Annotated in this window: 15 protein-coding genes; 3 read left to right on the forward strand and 12 right to left on the reverse strand. The window is 52.2% G+C overall.

The genetic code is table 11. The features are described from left to right. Nucleotide 1: 1 nt before the first annotated feature. A complete protein-coding gene (locus tag AC6I7T_RS29965) occupies nucleotides 2-1,084 on the forward strand; it encodes a hypothetical protein (RefSeq protein WP_497791541.1) in 1,083 nt (360 codons plus the stop codon). A gap of 139 nt (nucleotides 1,085-1,223) precedes the next feature. Here AC6I7T_RS29965 and AC6I7T_RS29970 read toward each other — a convergent pair whose 3' ends face one another. From AC6I7T_RS29970 to AC6I7T_RS30005, 8 genes are all read right to left on the reverse strand, one after another. Then, nucleotides 1,224-1,571, reverse strand: coding sequence for a hypothetical protein (locus AC6I7T_RS29970; RefSeq protein ID WP_497791543.1), 348 nt, complete (start codon nucleotides 1,569-1,571; stop codon nucleotides 1,224-1,226). Between the two features lie 8 nt (nucleotides 1,572-1,579). Beyond that, entirely contained in the window at nucleotides 1,580-2,728 is a 1,149-nt protein-coding gene (locus AC6I7T_RS29975) for an aminotransferase class V-fold PLP-dependent enzyme (RefSeq protein WP_497791544.1), read from the reverse strand. Continuing rightward, nucleotides 2,725-2,997 (reverse strand): hypothetical protein, encoded by a 273-nt coding sequence (locus AC6I7T_RS29980; RefSeq protein WP_497791545.1) that lies wholly within the window; start codon nucleotides 2,995-2,997, stop codon nucleotides 2,725-2,727. Before AC6I7T_RS29980 ends, AC6I7T_RS29975 begins: the two co-directional genes overlap by 4 nt. Continuing rightward, nucleotides 2,994-3,848, reverse strand: a complete 855-nt coding sequence (tsaA, locus tag AC6I7T_RS29985; RefSeq protein WP_497791546.1) for a tRNA (N6-threonylcarbamoyladenosine(37)-N6)-methyltransferase TrmO — start codon at nucleotides 3,846-3,848, stop codon at nucleotides 2,994-2,996. The genes AC6I7T_RS29980 and tsaA overlap by 4 nt, the downstream gene beginning before the upstream one ends. Continuing rightward, nucleotides 3,841-4,926 (reverse strand): ABC transporter substrate-binding protein, encoded by a 1,086-nt coding sequence (locus AC6I7T_RS29990; protein ID WP_497791547.1) that lies wholly within the window; start codon nucleotides 4,924-4,926, stop codon nucleotides 3,841-3,843. Before AC6I7T_RS29990 ends, tsaA begins: the two co-directional genes overlap by 8 nt. 62 nt (nucleotides 4,927-4,988) lie before the next feature. Beyond that, nucleotides 4,989-5,762: an ABC transporter ATP-binding protein gene (locus AC6I7T_RS29995; protein WP_497791548.1), complete on the reverse strand. Its 774-nt coding sequence runs from the start codon at nucleotides 5,760-5,762 to the stop codon at nucleotides 4,989-4,991. After that, nucleotides 5,759-6,817, reverse strand: coding sequence for a FecCD family ABC transporter permease (locus AC6I7T_RS30000; RefSeq protein WP_497791549.1), 1,059 nt, complete (start codon nucleotides 6,815-6,817; stop codon nucleotides 5,759-5,761). Before AC6I7T_RS30000 ends, AC6I7T_RS29995 begins: the two co-directional genes overlap by 4 nt. After that, on the reverse strand, nucleotides 6,783-7,601 hold the full coding sequence (locus tag AC6I7T_RS30005) for a Rossmann-like domain-containing protein (protein ID WP_497791550.1): 819 nt from the start codon (nucleotides 7,599-7,601) through the stop codon (nucleotides 6,783-6,785). Before AC6I7T_RS30005 ends, AC6I7T_RS30000 begins: the two co-directional genes overlap by 35 nt. A 260-nt stretch (nucleotides 7,602-7,861) precedes the next feature. Here AC6I7T_RS30005 and AC6I7T_RS30010 point away from each other — a divergent pair, with 260 nt between their 5' ends. Further along, nucleotides 7,862-8,008 carry a hypothetical protein gene (locus tag AC6I7T_RS30010; RefSeq protein WP_497791551.1) on the forward strand — a complete coding sequence of 49 codons (147 nt, stop codon included), beginning with the start codon at nucleotides 7,862-7,864 and terminating at the stop codon, nucleotides 8,006-8,008. A gap of 13 nt (nucleotides 8,009-8,021) precedes the next feature. Here AC6I7T_RS30010 and AC6I7T_RS30015 read toward each other — a convergent pair whose 3' ends face one another. Continuing rightward, nucleotides 8,022-8,663: an IS630 family transposase gene (locus AC6I7T_RS30015; protein WP_497788089.1), complete on the reverse strand. Its 642-nt coding sequence runs from the start codon at nucleotides 8,661-8,663 to the stop codon at nucleotides 8,022-8,024. Nucleotides 8,664-9,281: 618 nt separating this feature from the next. On the opposite strand from AC6I7T_RS30015, the gene AC6I7T_RS30020 reads away from it, so the two are divergent. Further along, a complete protein-coding gene (locus AC6I7T_RS30020; protein WP_497791552.1) occupies nucleotides 9,282-10,196 on the forward strand; it encodes a DMT family transporter in 915 nt (304 codons plus the stop codon). 173 nt (nucleotides 10,197-10,369) lie between these two features. On the opposite strand, the gene AC6I7T_RS30025 is transcribed toward AC6I7T_RS30020, so the two are convergent. The 3 genes from AC6I7T_RS30025 to AC6I7T_RS30035 form a co-directional block, all read right to left on the reverse strand. After that, entirely contained in the window at nucleotides 10,370-11,221 is an 852-nt protein-coding gene (locus AC6I7T_RS30025) for an endonuclease/exonuclease/phosphatase family protein (protein WP_497791553.1), read from the reverse strand. 528 nt (nucleotides 11,222-11,749) lie between these two features. Further along, complete coding sequence (locus AC6I7T_RS30030) at nucleotides 11,750-12,079, reverse strand: c-type cytochrome (RefSeq protein WP_497791554.1); 330 nt, start codon at nucleotides 12,077-12,079, stop codon at nucleotides 11,750-11,752. Further along, nucleotides 12,076-14,295 (reverse strand): tetratricopeptide repeat protein, encoded by a 2,220-nt coding sequence (locus AC6I7T_RS30035; RefSeq protein WP_497791555.1) that lies wholly within the window; start codon nucleotides 14,293-14,295, stop codon nucleotides 12,076-12,078. The genes AC6I7T_RS30030 and AC6I7T_RS30035 overlap by 4 nt, the downstream gene beginning before the upstream one ends. Between the last annotated feature and the right edge of the window lie 4 nt (nucleotides 14,296-14,299).

Raw genomic sequence — 14,299 nt, forward strand, 5'->3', positions numbered from 1 at the left:
AATGAATAATCGGGTCCTCTCAGGTGGCAAGTGTTCGAAGACTTTTGAGTTTTCCTTTCTGCTGTTTGTAACAGGAGTGTTAGTTCTTGGCCTTTCTGCGCTCCCTTCTGTAAACGCGCAAACTTCAAGTAAACCAATCGCGTCTCCCGGGATAACTCAGAGTTTTTCGCTAGCCGATCTGAACGCGCTCAACGTGGTTGGAGGAAGGGCCGAAATCGTCCAATATCGGGGGCGTACAGCTTTGCATTTGACGACGACGGAGTCGAGTGAAAAGGTCATGGCTGTTCTCAAGGGCACGCAAATTCAGGATGGAATCATCGAGGCTGATGTTGCTACAAAGTTTGTGTCTCGACCTGGTGTTCGGATGCCCGGTTTTGTTGGAATTGCTTTTCGAACGAAGGCCGATGCTTCATCCTACGATCTGTTTTATGTCAGACCCGGAAATTCCCACTCCGAAGATCAGGCTATGCGGAACCACTCTGTGCAGTATTCCGCTGCGCCGGGATATGACTGGTATCGATTACGTCGGGAATGGCCGTCTATTTACGAATCCTATGTGGATTTGCAGCCCGAACAATGGACCAAGATGAAGATCGAGATTCACGGAAGAACTGCAAAGTTGTTTGTCAATGGGGCGGAGAATCCAAGTCTGATAGTGAATGGGATGAAGGGCGAAGAACTGCAGGGAAGAGTTGCTCTATGGGGATACTCCGGCGAGGACTCTTATTTTTCCAATGTCAAAGTTACTCCTGCAGCGCCGGTAGCCGTCACGAATGGTGGCGAAGCTTCCGGCAACTGGGCCGTAAAATTCGCCAGCGATTACGGCACCTATGAGGGAATCATGAATCTTCATCGCGATGGTAACGCGGTAAAGGGTACCTGGTCCGGGGCCTTTGGTCAGGAGCAGGCGGTCAGCGGAACATGGCGCAATGGCTATGTAGAGCTTACGTTCAACGGCACCTGGTCTGCCAACAAAGTGCCCGCGACAGCAACTCTGGCGGGGTGGATTGATGGAGATTCGGCTGGCGGACGTATGAAGGTCGAAGGCCGGGCCGATGGTCCATGGACGGCTCAGAGAAAGTAATCTAAAACGAAATCAGAGTTACTGTGTCCGATCCGGCCAAGGCTAAGAGCAGCTTTTGCAGACGGAAAAGCTGCGCGATCTTCCTGGGCTTGCGGATACATCTACCCTGATTCCTCTTGAGCTGTGAATTTTCGATAGATCACAGAACTTTGCAAAGATTACTCAAAGGGCATCCTGGAGGGATGCCGAGAGAGTAGCCACGGGTGAAGCGTAGCGAAACCCGTGGTCCCAATGCCAACAGGATCTCCGCCCCGGATGGGGTGGAACGAATCGTAGCCGTTCGTGCCATCTCCGTGCGTTTTATGAATCTACGGCAGACGTGCAGAATCGTACCGCCGGTCTCCGAACCGGCTGTGGTGGCGGTTTCTGACCGCCACCCTCTTTGCCATGCCCCCATGACAGATGTAGAAACTTCAGGATTCGCCTCTCTGGGGAGAAGTGTTGAATTGAATTTTAAGAGCTCACGGCCTGATACTTTTGTTTCCATAACCAGTCTTATCCGGCGCTATCCTTTACGATCTGCTCGATTGCCTGGAGTGCTCTTTGAATATCTTTCGAGGTATTCGAAAGGCCGATGCTAAGCCTTACCGTTCCAGTCTTCTCGGTGCCGAGGGTCTGGTGAGCGAGGAATGCACAGTGCAGGCCAGGACGAGAGGCAATGGAATAATGGTCAGCCAATTCCTCACTCACACGATTGCAGCTCAGATTCTCAATTCTGAAAGAGACAACGGGCGCCCGTTCTTCTCCCGGAGGCGGACCAAAGAGTTCGATCCCAGAAATTGTCGCGAGTCCTGCAAGCAATTCTTGAGTGAGCTTCTGTTCGTGCGCTCTGATGGTTTCGACACCATGCTGCAGGATGTATTCGAGTCCTCCCTGGAGTCCGGCGATTCCCGGAGTATTCAATGTTCCTGTCTCATAACGATCGGGCATAAAGTTAGGAACGTTGGGGAGTGCAGAGTCACTGCCTGTTCCTCCCTCGCGCAGAGGTTTGAGGGTAATTCCTTCGCGAATATAAAGCCCTCCCGTTCCTTGCGGCCCAAGTAAGCCCTTGTGTCCAGGGAAGGCTAATAGATCGATGTTCATTGCTTCAACATCGATGGGAAGCGAGCCTGCCGATTGCGAGGCGTCGACGAGAAAGAGACAGTCCTTGCCGCGAAGAGCATTGCCGATTTCTGCAATGGGATTGATTGTGCCGCTTACGTTCGAGGCATGAAGCACAACAACCATGCGCGTATTCGGACGGAGCTTTTGTAGAACAGCCTCGACGCTGACTCGCCCCTCTGTATCTGCGTCGGCATGCGAAAAGCTGACACATGTTTGAGAAAGGGCAACCAGGGGTCTCCAAACAGCATTGTGCTCCATGCTGGAACAGACAACGTGGTCACCTGGGCGGAGACAGCCTTTGAGTGCCAGATTCAGGGCTTCGGTTGCGTTTGTTGTAAAGCAAAAGCGAAGTGGATCGTCGGTGTGGAGGAGTGTTGCCAGAGACTGTCGGCATTCGAGAATTTTCTCGATTGCCTGGAAGGCTTCCGGATAACTGCTTCTTCCCGGATTTCCCCAGGGACGCTCCAGTGCCTGACAGATAGCGGTGCTGACGCCGGGAGGTTTGGGCCAGGAGGTTGCGGCCTGATCGAGATAGATCATTGTTCCTCTTCTCCGAGATCTATTGCTGGCTTTCTCGAAGGCTCGTCTTCTGCTTCGAAGATGCCGCGTAGCGTGAGTGCGATTCGTCTGCAAACTGTATCTAGTATCTGCATCTGTTGCTTATCTCCCTTGAGAGCAAAGCTGCATCCGGTGTGGAGCAGGCACTCCGGTGTCCGGCACATCTCCAGGTACACGCCCTCGTGCGAAAGGTGCCGTCGCACGAGAGCGGCCTGGTTCAGTGAAGGGAATACAGCAAACAGACACTTCAACGGACAGCTACCTCCTTTTCAACTTCGTCGAAGAGCACTTCGTCGGGAAGGTCGAGAACCTCGTCTGCTCCCGCGTGCAACTGGTCTTTTACGCGGATCGTGCAACTGCCGTTATCGGCTGTTAAGCGAACCATCCAATCGGTAAGCGAATGCGGCTTTTCTTTGAAGCTCATCGTATGATGCAGCACACTGCATCCGGTAACAGCTTCAATTCCTTGAGCGAAGAAGTTGCCTCCTTCGACGACCGCCGATTTGGGGTCGTTGCGGCCGAGGCCCAACTCTCGTAGGGCTCGGCGTCCGGCGCGAAGCCCGATGCAGAAGCCCACATTTATCGTGTCCCAGTGCAAAAGACGAGAGGTGGTTTCGATCTCCGTTTTCTGGCACCAATGGAGTGGCGCTTCTGCATTCGGGAAACAGTCATATTTCGGAATATAGATTTTGATATCGAGAACCGGTGTTCCATCGACGGCATCGAGCCCCCGAACCTTGAGCCGGTTGCCTTGTTTTTCCAGCAGTTCAACGATACAGAAGCCGATACCGGAGGGACGTGCAGGGGAGCGACTTGTATAGATACCTTTGCAGGTAGGTTCTCCCATGAGAGGCATTGTTAGTACTTCGACATCAGGAGGCATATGCGCGCGGATCTTCCACTCTGCGCGCATATGCTGGTGATAGAGGACGTAGATATGCGTGAAGTGTTCGAGGCCTAGAAGTCCATCCTCCAGATCTTTACGCATGACTACCCAGCTCTCTTCTTTGTAGGTTGGGAGATCGTTGAAGGTCTTGAGCGGAGACTCTACGTATCCCACCGGGCGAATGGTCACCGGTTGTTGCCAATCGTAGTTACTCATGATTCCTCGTTGCTGCTGCTAGTATCTGATCTAGTTGCTGATCTGTAAGTTGTACGTGATAAAACTTTGCGTAGAAGTTGCGCGTCTCCGCACGCATGTCATAGGGGAAGAGGTCGGGATAAAAAAGATTCGCCAGCCATTTTATGCCTATAATCCGGTTTGCGGCAGGTGGACGGTCGATCCATGAATATGGATATTGAGGACCTTCATAAACCTGACGATGCTTTAGAGCATCGATGCCTTTCCAGTGAGGATCGTTCCACACATGCTTGTAAAAGACGCCGGGCGAAGAACTGTGGTCGTAACCGGTAATCACGATCTGCGGATTCCAGCGCAACACCTGTTCCATGGATACCGGCGTATGGCCATAGCCCTTTTGTTCTGGGACTGCTGCAACATTGACACCGCCTGCGAAGTCGAAGGTTTCTGTGTGCGAGGTTAACCCCGGCTCGGTTTCAAGTCCTCTAGGCCCTTCCGCATAGTAATAACGACGGCGCTTTTCTTCGGGTATGGTCTGAACTTTGTGCGCAACCTCGTCCAGCGTTTGCTTGCAAATCGTGCTCAACTCATTTGCTCGTGACTGAACACCTAATAGCTCTCCAGCTTTCTCGTAGGCTTGAGGCAGGCGGTCTAGTCTGCCGTCCAGAATTACGACAGGGATATGCGTTTGCTGTTGGACTCGGTCCGGCTTATCCGGGATAAGGTTAGGGCCCATCCAGATCATGATGTCGGGGTGAATGCGAACGATCTCTTCCAAATTCCCGGTATTGTCTTTGCCAAACCAGCCTCCAAGGACGGGCAGGTTTTTGTATTGCGGAAGGATGAGCGACAGCTCTGCTTGGGCGGGTTGATAATTCCAGCCCAACAGATCTTCCGGTGCTAAGGTGTAGACAAAGACGGTCCCAACAGGACTCATCCCGTAAACGCGAGTGATCTTCTTCGGAACGATGAGCCTGCGGCCTGCCATATCGACAAAGACGCGGTGATTGGCATCCGGAGCAGAAGCGTCGTGCTTTAGTAGGCGGCATCCCCCCAATAGAAGAAAAGTGCAAAGTAGAACAGCTTTCAGTCTTCTCACATTCATTTCCTGGGAAACATTGGGTTATCGTTGATTGCTAGATAATCTCCATTACGATTTCTTTAAGGTTCAAACATCGGTAGCACTACCGGAGTGTTAGCATCCACGGTCATAACTCGCAGCGGAACTCCATAAGTCTTACTGAGTTGATCCGCCGTCAGAACACTTTCCGGAGAGCCTGTTGCCAGCAATCGTCCATGTTGCAGCAGTGCTACGTGCGAGCCGCATAGAAAGGCGTGATCCGGAGAGTGTGTCGTTAAAAGCATTCCTAATCCACTGGAACGCAGTTGCTTAATTGTTTGCAGGACACGAATTTGGTTGCCGAAATCCAGGTTGGCCGTGGGTTCATCGAGAATCAGAATCTGCGGCTCTTGAGCAAGTGCGCGAGCGATGAGAACCAGTTGGCGTTCTCCGCCGCTGATTTCGGTATACAGAGCATTCGCCAGCCATGATATCTGTAACTGATCGAGCGCCTTTTCCGCAATTTTGATATCCCGCTTACCAGGAGAAGCGAAAAGCTTGAGATGCACGGAGCGCGCCATCAGCACGACATCTTTCACCTTGTAGGCAAAGGGCAGGCTGTGTTCCTGCGGCACATAACCCAGGCAAGAAGCTCGCTCCCGGGCCGACCATCCTGACAGATCGTGTTCATCGAGCATCACCTTGCCCGACTTTGTTGAAAGCAGTCCCAGGATGGCCTTCAGCATCGTTGTTTTGCCTGAACCGTTTGCGCCAAGAAGACAGAGAGCTTCGCCAGATGCGACACTGAGTGAGAGATCGTAAAGAACCTGCTTCTTGCCGTATCCGGCAGAGAGCCCTTCCACAGTTAATCTCATAGACGATCCCTCTGTGTGCGGATTAGCAGATAGAGGAAGAATGGAGCGCCGATCATTGCGGTCAGAATGCCAAGAGGAATCTCCGTGGTGTAGACATTGCGCGCGATATCGTCGACAAGCAGGAGATAACAGGCTCCGGTAAGAAGCGATACGGGAAGAAGAATCTTGTGATTCGGACCTCCGAGCATGCGCGCCAGATGTGGAACTACGAGTCCTACCCATCCGATCATTCCTGCAACGGAGACGGCTGCCGCTGTAATCAGCGTGGAACAGATAATGATGAGGAAGCGCATTTTTGTGGTGTCAATGCCCAAGGTTCGAGCTTCTTCTTCTCCAAAGCTGAGGACGTTCAACTTCCAGCGCAGTAGCAGCAAGGGGATGAGTCCGATCAGGATGGGAATGCTGGCGAAGAGAGCATCGCTCGTGGTGGTTGGCGCCAGGCTGCCCATCAGCCAGACCGTAATCTCAGGAAGCTTACTGTAAGGATCGGCTACATACTTCACCAGAGAGATAAGGGCGGTGAAGATGGAACTGACCAGAATGCCGATCAGGACAAGTACCAGCACCGGATCGCCCGAGCGTGCCCAGCGGAAGGCCATCAGCCAGACGAGCAGAACAGCCGCCAGTCCAATGACAAAGGCAAGTACCTGTGTCGTTAAGATGTTTTGATCGGTAAGAATGCCGATGGCTGCTCCGAAGCCGGCTCCCGAGGCTGCTCCCAGAATCTCGGGTGAGACCATCGGATTATTGAAGAGCCCTTGATAGGAGGCTCCGGAGACTGCCAATCCTCCGCCGATCAATGCTGCCAGAATTACTCGGGGCAGGCGAATCTGTAACAGTACAAGATCTGGCGTACCGGGCTGTATTGCTCCCGTAAACAGGTTCAGCCACGTTCGCAAAGGCACGTGATACTGGCCCCATAGCATGGATACCATCGCCAGCAGAAGCAGAAGTACAAAGAGTCCTGCAATGAGAAGAAGCTCGCGTCGGCTTCCTGGGTCTTTTTGTACTTCGCTCTCTTTATCTGGAGTTGGAAGCACTTGCAACCGCGGCAAGAGGAACCTTGACCATTTTTGTTCCGGAGGCAAAGATGTCGTGACGGCCTCCTTGTTGTATAACTTCATGGACTCTTTGCTCCTCTAAAACCACCAGCCCTCCAAGCAGATCAATGCCGTGGGAGGCCAGCAGCGGTGTCAAGGGTGTACTGGGACCTGCAATAACGACACGTGCATGGCGGCTAAGTTCGAGTAAGCGGGGGAGGGTTTTGTTGATCAATGTAGTGGCCGTCATGATGACAATGTCCTGATCGGCCAGGATGTACTCGCAAGCCGGATCGGGGAAGTCGCCCGGTTGCGGCTTGCGCTCGAGAATAGAGAGCGTGCAGATAGGAGCCAGCTTTTCCAGCCCATAGAAGTGTCCGACGACGGCTACCTTCTTGCCTCGCAATTCCTCACGAAGATATTGAAAGACATCTTCGTTTGGGCAGTCGTCGATGGATATTTCGCAGTTGGCCTCTACCTGAGAAGGTTCATTCAAGACAGAGTTGATCGCTGCCAAGCCAAGTGCCGCTTCATAAGGGTTCCAGGACTTAATCCATGCGGCAATTTCGCGGGTGCGCCGTCCGACCAGATCCCCGGCATAGCGGATCATGCCATCTTCTTCTCGTGGCCGCATGGACAGGCCCGTTCCCGAGGAGGAAACCAGGAACCAGCTGAGGCCGGCAACACAGGCTCGAATGGTCGAGTCTTCCGGTATTAGAGAGATTAGTTCGTCGTAGATTCGCCACTTGTCCGGCATAAGGTTTCCTCGCGTAAAGCTTCTGAGGTCTTGATTCTGCATTCAACATAGCCGACCTTTTGTCATTTAACAAGGACAATGTTGTATATAGAAGACAATTGTTAACCAGCATGAAAGGCGACCCGGAGAAGTGGTCTGTGGGCAGCATTTTGAGGAACGAACGGAGGAGAGTTGTATTATGTTTATTAAAATCAGTAACCTGCGGGAGGTTTTATGAAGGATTTCCCAAGAGTGTAATCGCGGGCCTATTATGACGGGCAGGCAGAGTGTATATACATTTGGAACTGCTGAATGGGGCCTAAATGGTAGAGCAACTTGTTCCCTGGATCTTTTTAGTCCTGGAAATTGTGTTCTTCACAGGTGTGTTGGGATGTGTTGTAACTGTGCTGGTCAGTTGGATTGAGATTGTGTTGGAAGGTTTTTCGAAAGATCAGGTTGGCGACATTTAGAGCATTTTTCGAATTAGTGTAGACCATTTATACAGAGACGGAACCAAGCCTGAGCATTATCAGGGGAAATAAGCTTGAGAGCGTCGGCTATAGCTTGCTCAAGGGATTCTCTGGTTCTAGCTTTGGCAGCCCGAAGCAGTTGTTTGAGCTTAGCCCAAGCCTTTTCGATCGGATTCAGATCGGGCGAGTAAGGCGGCAGGTATAGCAATTCTGCTCCAGCGGCCTCGATCAGCCTCCGTACGCCGTTGACCTTATGGGAACTCAAGTTGTCCATTACCACCACATCGCCAGCTGTCAGTGCCGGACAGAGTATGTGTTCGACATAGGCTAGGAATATCTCCGCATCGGTAGCGGCTTCGATGGTCATCGTTGCTACCATGCCACGAAAACTCATTGCTCCCAGGATGGTCATGATTTTCCATTGTCCTCCAGGAGTAGATTCGTGTATACGAGTGCCTCCGAGGCAACGGGCATAACGCCTCGTCATCGAAGTTGTCACACCACTCTCGTCAAGGAAGATCAGCCGTTCCAGACTTGTCGCCTGGATCTTGGCGACAAATTCTTGGCGTCGCTGGCGGTTCGCTTCGGTATCGCGTTCACTGGCATAGAGCGACTTTTTTTCAGCCGTAAACCCAGTTTCCGAAGTAGAAACCAAATCCGCCCCAAGCTCAGTTCCACGCTTGCTTCATTGTGCAACTTTGCTTGCACTTCAGCCAACGTTAAATCCGGCTCCGCTTCCACCCACGCTATTACCTGCTTTTGCTCTTTGGCTCCGACGTGTGGTTTTCTCCCGGGACGATGAACAACTCGCTCGGCTTGACCACTATGCTTCCGCTGGCTGGAAACCTTCTTCGCCCAACCTACACTTACTCCAAATAGCTCTGCCAATTCCTCCAGCGTCCCATTCCCATCATCATAGGCTGCTAGGAACTTACGTCGCAGATCATCTTCGTAGGCTTTCGCCATTGCTTTGCTTGTCGCTGAGTTTCGCCATGCTCAGTCTACACTAATTCGAAAAATGCTCTAGTCTGGTTTTTGGCCCCAGGGAAAGCTTGTCTGCAATTTCTACGTGTTTTTGTGTCACGACCGGCTTTCGCTCTGAACAGCTTCGCTATTTTTTTCAAATCATTTTGATTTCAATCCCATACATCGTGATCGGTTGATGTTCTCCGCTCCAAGTCAGCTATTCAAGCGGTGTGGAATGTGGGACACCTGTCTTTCGTTCCTTCTATCTTTGATATGGTGTCTTATATAGGGATTTCGACATTAGAGGATGAAGGCTGCGATTTCTGATCTGGAAGCGGTAGGGTTGGCTGTAACCGGCTTTACCTGTTGGGTTTTGGCTGATACCAGCATTAAGATCGTTGGAAACACAAGGCTGCCTGCCTACGAAGTCATCGGTTTCCTCGGCCTGTTCGTTGCAGGATTTCTCTTCTTCCGAGGGCTGCTAAGGAATGAGCTGACATCGCTGTGGCCAAAGCGTCCGGGACGTCCACTGGTTCGCTCTTGCCTGGATGTTGGAAATAATCTCTGTGTCGTTATTGCCCTCCGGCACCTGCCCTTAGCTTTGTTCTACATTCTGGTGTTTATGGCGCCGATGGTGACGACTATTCTGGCGGCATTGTTCCTGAATGAACGATTGCAATGGAGAACAACTGCCGCGATCGTTCTTGGCTTTGTGGGCGTAGTCATCGCCGTAGATCCGGTCAATGCAATCAAGCATGGCGATTGGGTGGGCTATGGAGCCTGCTTTATCTGTGTAATCTGCTTCTCATCCAACATGGTGTGGTCCCGGGTCATAACGCAGACTGAGAAGCCCGAGAGCCTTACCTTCTTCTCCGGAATTCTTTCTGCCGTGATGGGGTTTGCTTTCATGCTAGGACATGCGGAGCCGCTGACGGAGGGGATTGCAGTGGTCCTGGTGGCCATGGGAGTATTTGCCGCGATTGGCAGTCTCTGTTTCTTCATCGCACTGAAACATACCTCTGCAGCCAATGTTTCCCAGTACCACTACACGCAGTTGATTTCAGGAACCCTGGTTGCGTATCTGCTCTGGCATGAGAAGCCGACTCTTTCAATGTGGATTGGCGGGGCGCTAATCATCGCAGCCGGACTTTATATTGCTGTCGGAGCCTCCCGTAATCGCAACAATGCCGAAGCGCTTGCTCTTGTTTCCTCAGGAGAGTAACGCCGCCTTCTGTCGAGCTATCAATCACCTACGATTTGTGGAGCATTTCATTCCGCTACCATACGGGGCGGAGATTTTCGAGGGAGAGCTAACCCAGCGCTCCCGTTCGCAAAGCGGACTCCGTGCTGGGCTCTTGTTGATTCACCCCGCTGGGGCGAAGTCTCGACTTTTGTTCAGATCTCTATCTGGAATTCTGCAACAAGCGGCAGATGGTCTGAGGCAATCAACGCCTTTCGGCTTCGCCAGAGATGTGTCTCCTGTAGATCCAGAGGTGATTCGTAGTAGCAGTGATCGAGTGTCAGGAGTGGGAGCATTCCCGGATAGGTGCGAGGAAAGCGAAAGCCGTGTCTCGGGCGAAAGGTATGGAAGTTCGTTCTGAGCAGCTTTGTCGTTAATCCTCGTGTCCACTCGTTGAAATCACCGAGGATGAGCCTCGGTCCATGCCACTCGGGTTGACCGAGGATTTCAACGCTCATTAATTTCTTTGCCTGATAACGGCGCTCGCCATAACCCACCCCAAGGTGCACATTGAAGATATGAAGCAGCTTGCCTTCGCCCACCTCCAGATCTGCCTGGAGAACTCCGCGGGCAATGCGACCCTGCCTTGTGAGGTCATGATTGCGCCATGCCCGTATGGGCAGACGCGTTAATGTCATGTTTCCATAAATGCCTCCGCGCAAAGGGCGGTTGGCACCAAAGCACCAGTTGTATGCAGGAAAAGCGCGGATGAACTCTCCTGCCTGATCGTAAATCGACGGTCCGTCTGGCGCGTGTACTACCTCTTGAAGACAAACAATATCGGCATCCAGCTCCCGGAGGACATCTATGATGCGTTCCGGAACAACCTTGCCGTCAAAGCCCCGGCATTTGTGTGTGTTATAGGTTGCAACGCGCAGTCGGCTTCGTTCGGTTATCGCCAGAGTCACTGACGGAGCTCGAAATTGCGGCTCGACAATGCGGGAACGCGGTTGAATGCCACTACTTAAGCTGAAGGAGCGATTATCTGATTTTGGGGTCTTCAGCACGGCTCGGAATCCCTCTATGCAAAGAATCTTAGTATGAATTGCGGAAGTTAGCATTCATTGGCTGTGAATTCCTTGGTTTTCCCTATGGCTGGAGCAATTTAGGTCTTCGATCAGACCCGGCATTGAGATATTCCTGGGCATTTCTTCGAACAACAGGGTTCGAGAGCAGGTAACGCGCTTCTGGCGCTCAGATTTGTGGTCTGTTTACCTAGTCCTGATGGACTGGGCTTGGAGTTTTTACATTAGCCATTGGGGCATGGAAAAGAGGAAGAAGCTGGGAAGGGTGGCGGTTTCTGACCGCCACCTTCCTGCTCTGATTTCTTCTTCATCGTTTGCTGTAGAGACTGGGCTGACATTTTGTCTCGGCCCTTTGGGCCTATTCCTTGCTTCCGTTCACTCCTCAGTTAAATAAGGGAAATGGGGAAGAGCAGGATGGTCGAGTCCCCAGGACTGCGAGAGCATCCGAATATGGAATACTCATCGCCATTGCAACAATAGAGGGGGATCCACTCTGATGCTCAGGACAGACTATTTCATCTTCTTATCTTTAAGAGAACGTAGATAAGCAACTAGATCGTCGAGTTCGGTTGGTTTTAGGGTTTCTCCGAAGGGAGGCATCTGCTGGCTGCCCTCCGTTATTTGTTTCTTCATCTGCTCTGGTTTCAACCTCAAGCCAACGGCAGAGAGATTTGGTCCTTTGGTTCCTCCCTTACCTGCGACGACATGGCAATGCTGGCAGCCGCTGTCCTCAAAGACGGATGCTCCGTGAGTGCGTTGTTCTTTTACGGAAGCAGCTATTGCCAGATTGCATGTTCCCAGCAGAAGTACAACAGAAAAACAGGTCCCGAATTTCTTCATCGTGATTGAGCGCCGCTCCCTTCCGGCGACATTGGCGTTAGGGCACTATGAGTGTGCCAGGGCACGCTTTCTGAGGCGATTTCACCATGTTTGCGGAGGAACTCCAGTGCATAGGTGCTGGCTGTCGGATCGTCCTTTTGATCGGCGAACATGGCAGATTCTCTTGTTGCTTCGGCTTTCATGCCCAATCTGCGATAGACAATCGACAGAATGTAGTGGGCTGCCAGGTCGTCAGGATCGATTGTTTGAAGCTTCTCGTATTCCGTTCGTGCTTGTTCGTATTTGTGTTGCTGGTAGTAAGAGAAGCCGAGCTCTCGATGAGCATCGCGGGAGAGAGGGAATTGAGCGACGACCTTTTCCAGATCGGCGATGGCATTCTCCAGTTTTCCCTGGTTGCGTTCAACGAGTGCCAGATAGTAGAGAGCGCGAGCATTATTCGGACTCAGCTCCAGTGCCTTTTGCAACATCTGCCGGGAGACGTCGTAGCGCTCCCACTGGAAGTTGGCGATCGCGATATTGGTATAGGCATCGGCGTAGTCGGGGCGGAGTTCGGAGACATGGCGGAAGGCCTTGGCACTCTCGGCGTACTGTTGTGCGTCGAGCATGGCAATGCCGTAGTTGTTCCACCGCATCCAGTCTTTATTGTCTTGTGGGTCGGAGGCTGGTGCATTCTCTCCGATGACAAAGGTCCGTGTGCGCGAAGCCATATCGACGATAGGCATTTCATAGTGCTTGCCCAGACCGAAGTTCATGAAGTGCTGGTTAAAGCGTCGATAGTTGACCTTGGCTGTTACCGTAAGTGGTCCCTTTACATCCTGCGGTACGGAGAATTGATAACGGACAAGCTGTGAGCGGCCGGAAGAGATGGTGTTATTGTAGGCCACGACGCGCGTGTCCCACACCTGATGGAGATCGTTTAGCCCGCCACGCACATTGATGAGGCGATTGGTAAAGCTGTGAGCACGAGGATCGAGATTACCGTCGGGCTGCAGTTGTCCGGAATGATAGATCTCGCGACCGGAAGCATCCTTTACTTCGAACTCTACCCAGCTCTCGTACATATCGCGTTGTTCGGGGACATGGCTATGCGCTATCCCTTTGTTCTGTATGACCACGGAGGCAGTGAGAACATCTCCCGGAGCGACGGAGAAGGACTCTGTGCCAAGCGGTGCGATCATCTTTCCGCTGTTCTTTTCGAGTGCGAAGATATCTACGTTGAAGACGTTATTGCGAAGGAACGCAATTGTCTTCTCCAATTGCTGGTCAAAGTTGTAGTACTTGGGAATCATCGTATTCGCACCGAGCCAGCGATGCGAAGCAAACTTTCCAGGCTGGGAGCCGTAGTCGGTCGTCTCCAACTTTTCGTGCGGCATGTGGCAGTCCTGGCAAGTGGACACCTTATCCTTTACGTAGAAGGGAAGCGGCGACTGCTTGGCGAAGGAAGAGACTTGCCACTCGTCGTACAACGAGATTGCCCGCTGCCATTTGTAGTCATTCAGCTCCCGTGGCAGGGCGGCTTTGTGGCAAACCGAACAGTATTCGCTTGTTCGATAGAAGTCCTTCATTACAGCTTTCGTGTGGCGATCCAGGTGCGCAAGAATCTCTTTGTCGGGGACTTCCCCATAGACAGGCTTGTCGTTCTCATCCACCATGACAGCAGGTTGGGCGAAGATGTAGCTGCCGGTGCCACGAGTGTTGACTTTCTGAATGGAGTGGCAGACCGAGCAGGTAATTCCATCCTCATCGAATTTACGGTCGACACTGGACTGCTTGGTCAGAGCGCCGGAGAAGAGCGCCGTGGGATTATGGCATCCTTCGCAATGCCGGGTGAACTCGATCCCTTTCGAATCTGCCAGAAGATTTACGTTCTTGCGATACCACGGTGGACGGAAGGAGTTCGAGTGAGCTGCCTGCCGCCATTGTGCATAAGCTTCGCGATGGCAGTGTCCGCAGTATTTTGCTGTGGGAAAAGCCTTCGGGTTCAGGAATTCGCCTGTGTCGGTCGTAGCATTCGAAGGCAAGAACGGTCTGTCAGTTCCGAAGCGATAGTTATAGTGCGGGGCAACATTCTGGGTATAGCTAAGCTGCGCAGCGGGCGAGGTGTTGTCTGTCTCTGCAAGGACAGCATGAGTTCTCCATGCCATGGTTCCACACACCGCAGAGCCGCCCAGCAGAATGCCTGCAAGAATTCTGTCAAATTTTCTTTTGGCCATCATACGG

It is taken from the genome of Humiphilus diazotrophicus (assembly GCF_059726315.1).

Coding starts and splice junctions, on each gene's coding strand:
- AC6I7T_RS29965 (WP_497791541.1), top strand. CDS start 2: ATGAATAATCGGGTCCTCTCAGGTGGCAAGTGTTCGAAGACTTTTGAG.
- AC6I7T_RS29970 (WP_497791543.1), bottom strand. CDS start 1,571: ATGGAAACAAAAGTATCAGGCCGTGAGCTCTTAAAATTCAATTCAACA.
- AC6I7T_RS29975 (WP_497791544.1), bottom strand. CDS start 2,728: ATGATCTATCTCGATCAGGCCGCAACCTCCTGGCCCAAACCTCCCGGC.
- tsaA (WP_497791546.1), bottom strand. CDS start 3,848: ATGAGTAACTACGATTGGCAACAACCGGTGACCATTCGCCCGGTGGGA.
- AC6I7T_RS29995 (WP_497791548.1), bottom strand. CDS start 5,762: ATGAGATTAACTGTGGAAGGGCTCTCTGCCGGATACGGCAAGAAGCAG.
- AC6I7T_RS30005 (WP_497791550.1), bottom strand. CDS start 7,601: ATGCAGAATCAAGACCTCAGAAGCTTTACGCGAGGAAACCTTATGCCG.
- AC6I7T_RS30010 (WP_497791551.1), top strand. CDS start 7,862: ATGGTAGAGCAACTTGTTCCCTGGATCTTTTTAGTCCTGGAAATTGTG.
- AC6I7T_RS30020 (WP_497791552.1), top strand. CDS start 9,282: ATGAAGGCTGCGATTTCTGATCTGGAAGCGGTAGGGTTGGCTGTAACC.
- AC6I7T_RS30030 (WP_497791554.1), bottom strand. CDS start 12,079: ATGAAGAAATTCGGGACCTGTTTTTCTGTTGTACTTCTGCTGGGAACA.
- AC6I7T_RS30035 (WP_497791555.1), bottom strand. CDS start 14,295: ATGATGGCCAAAAGAAAATTTGACAGAATTCTTGCAGGCATTCTGCTG.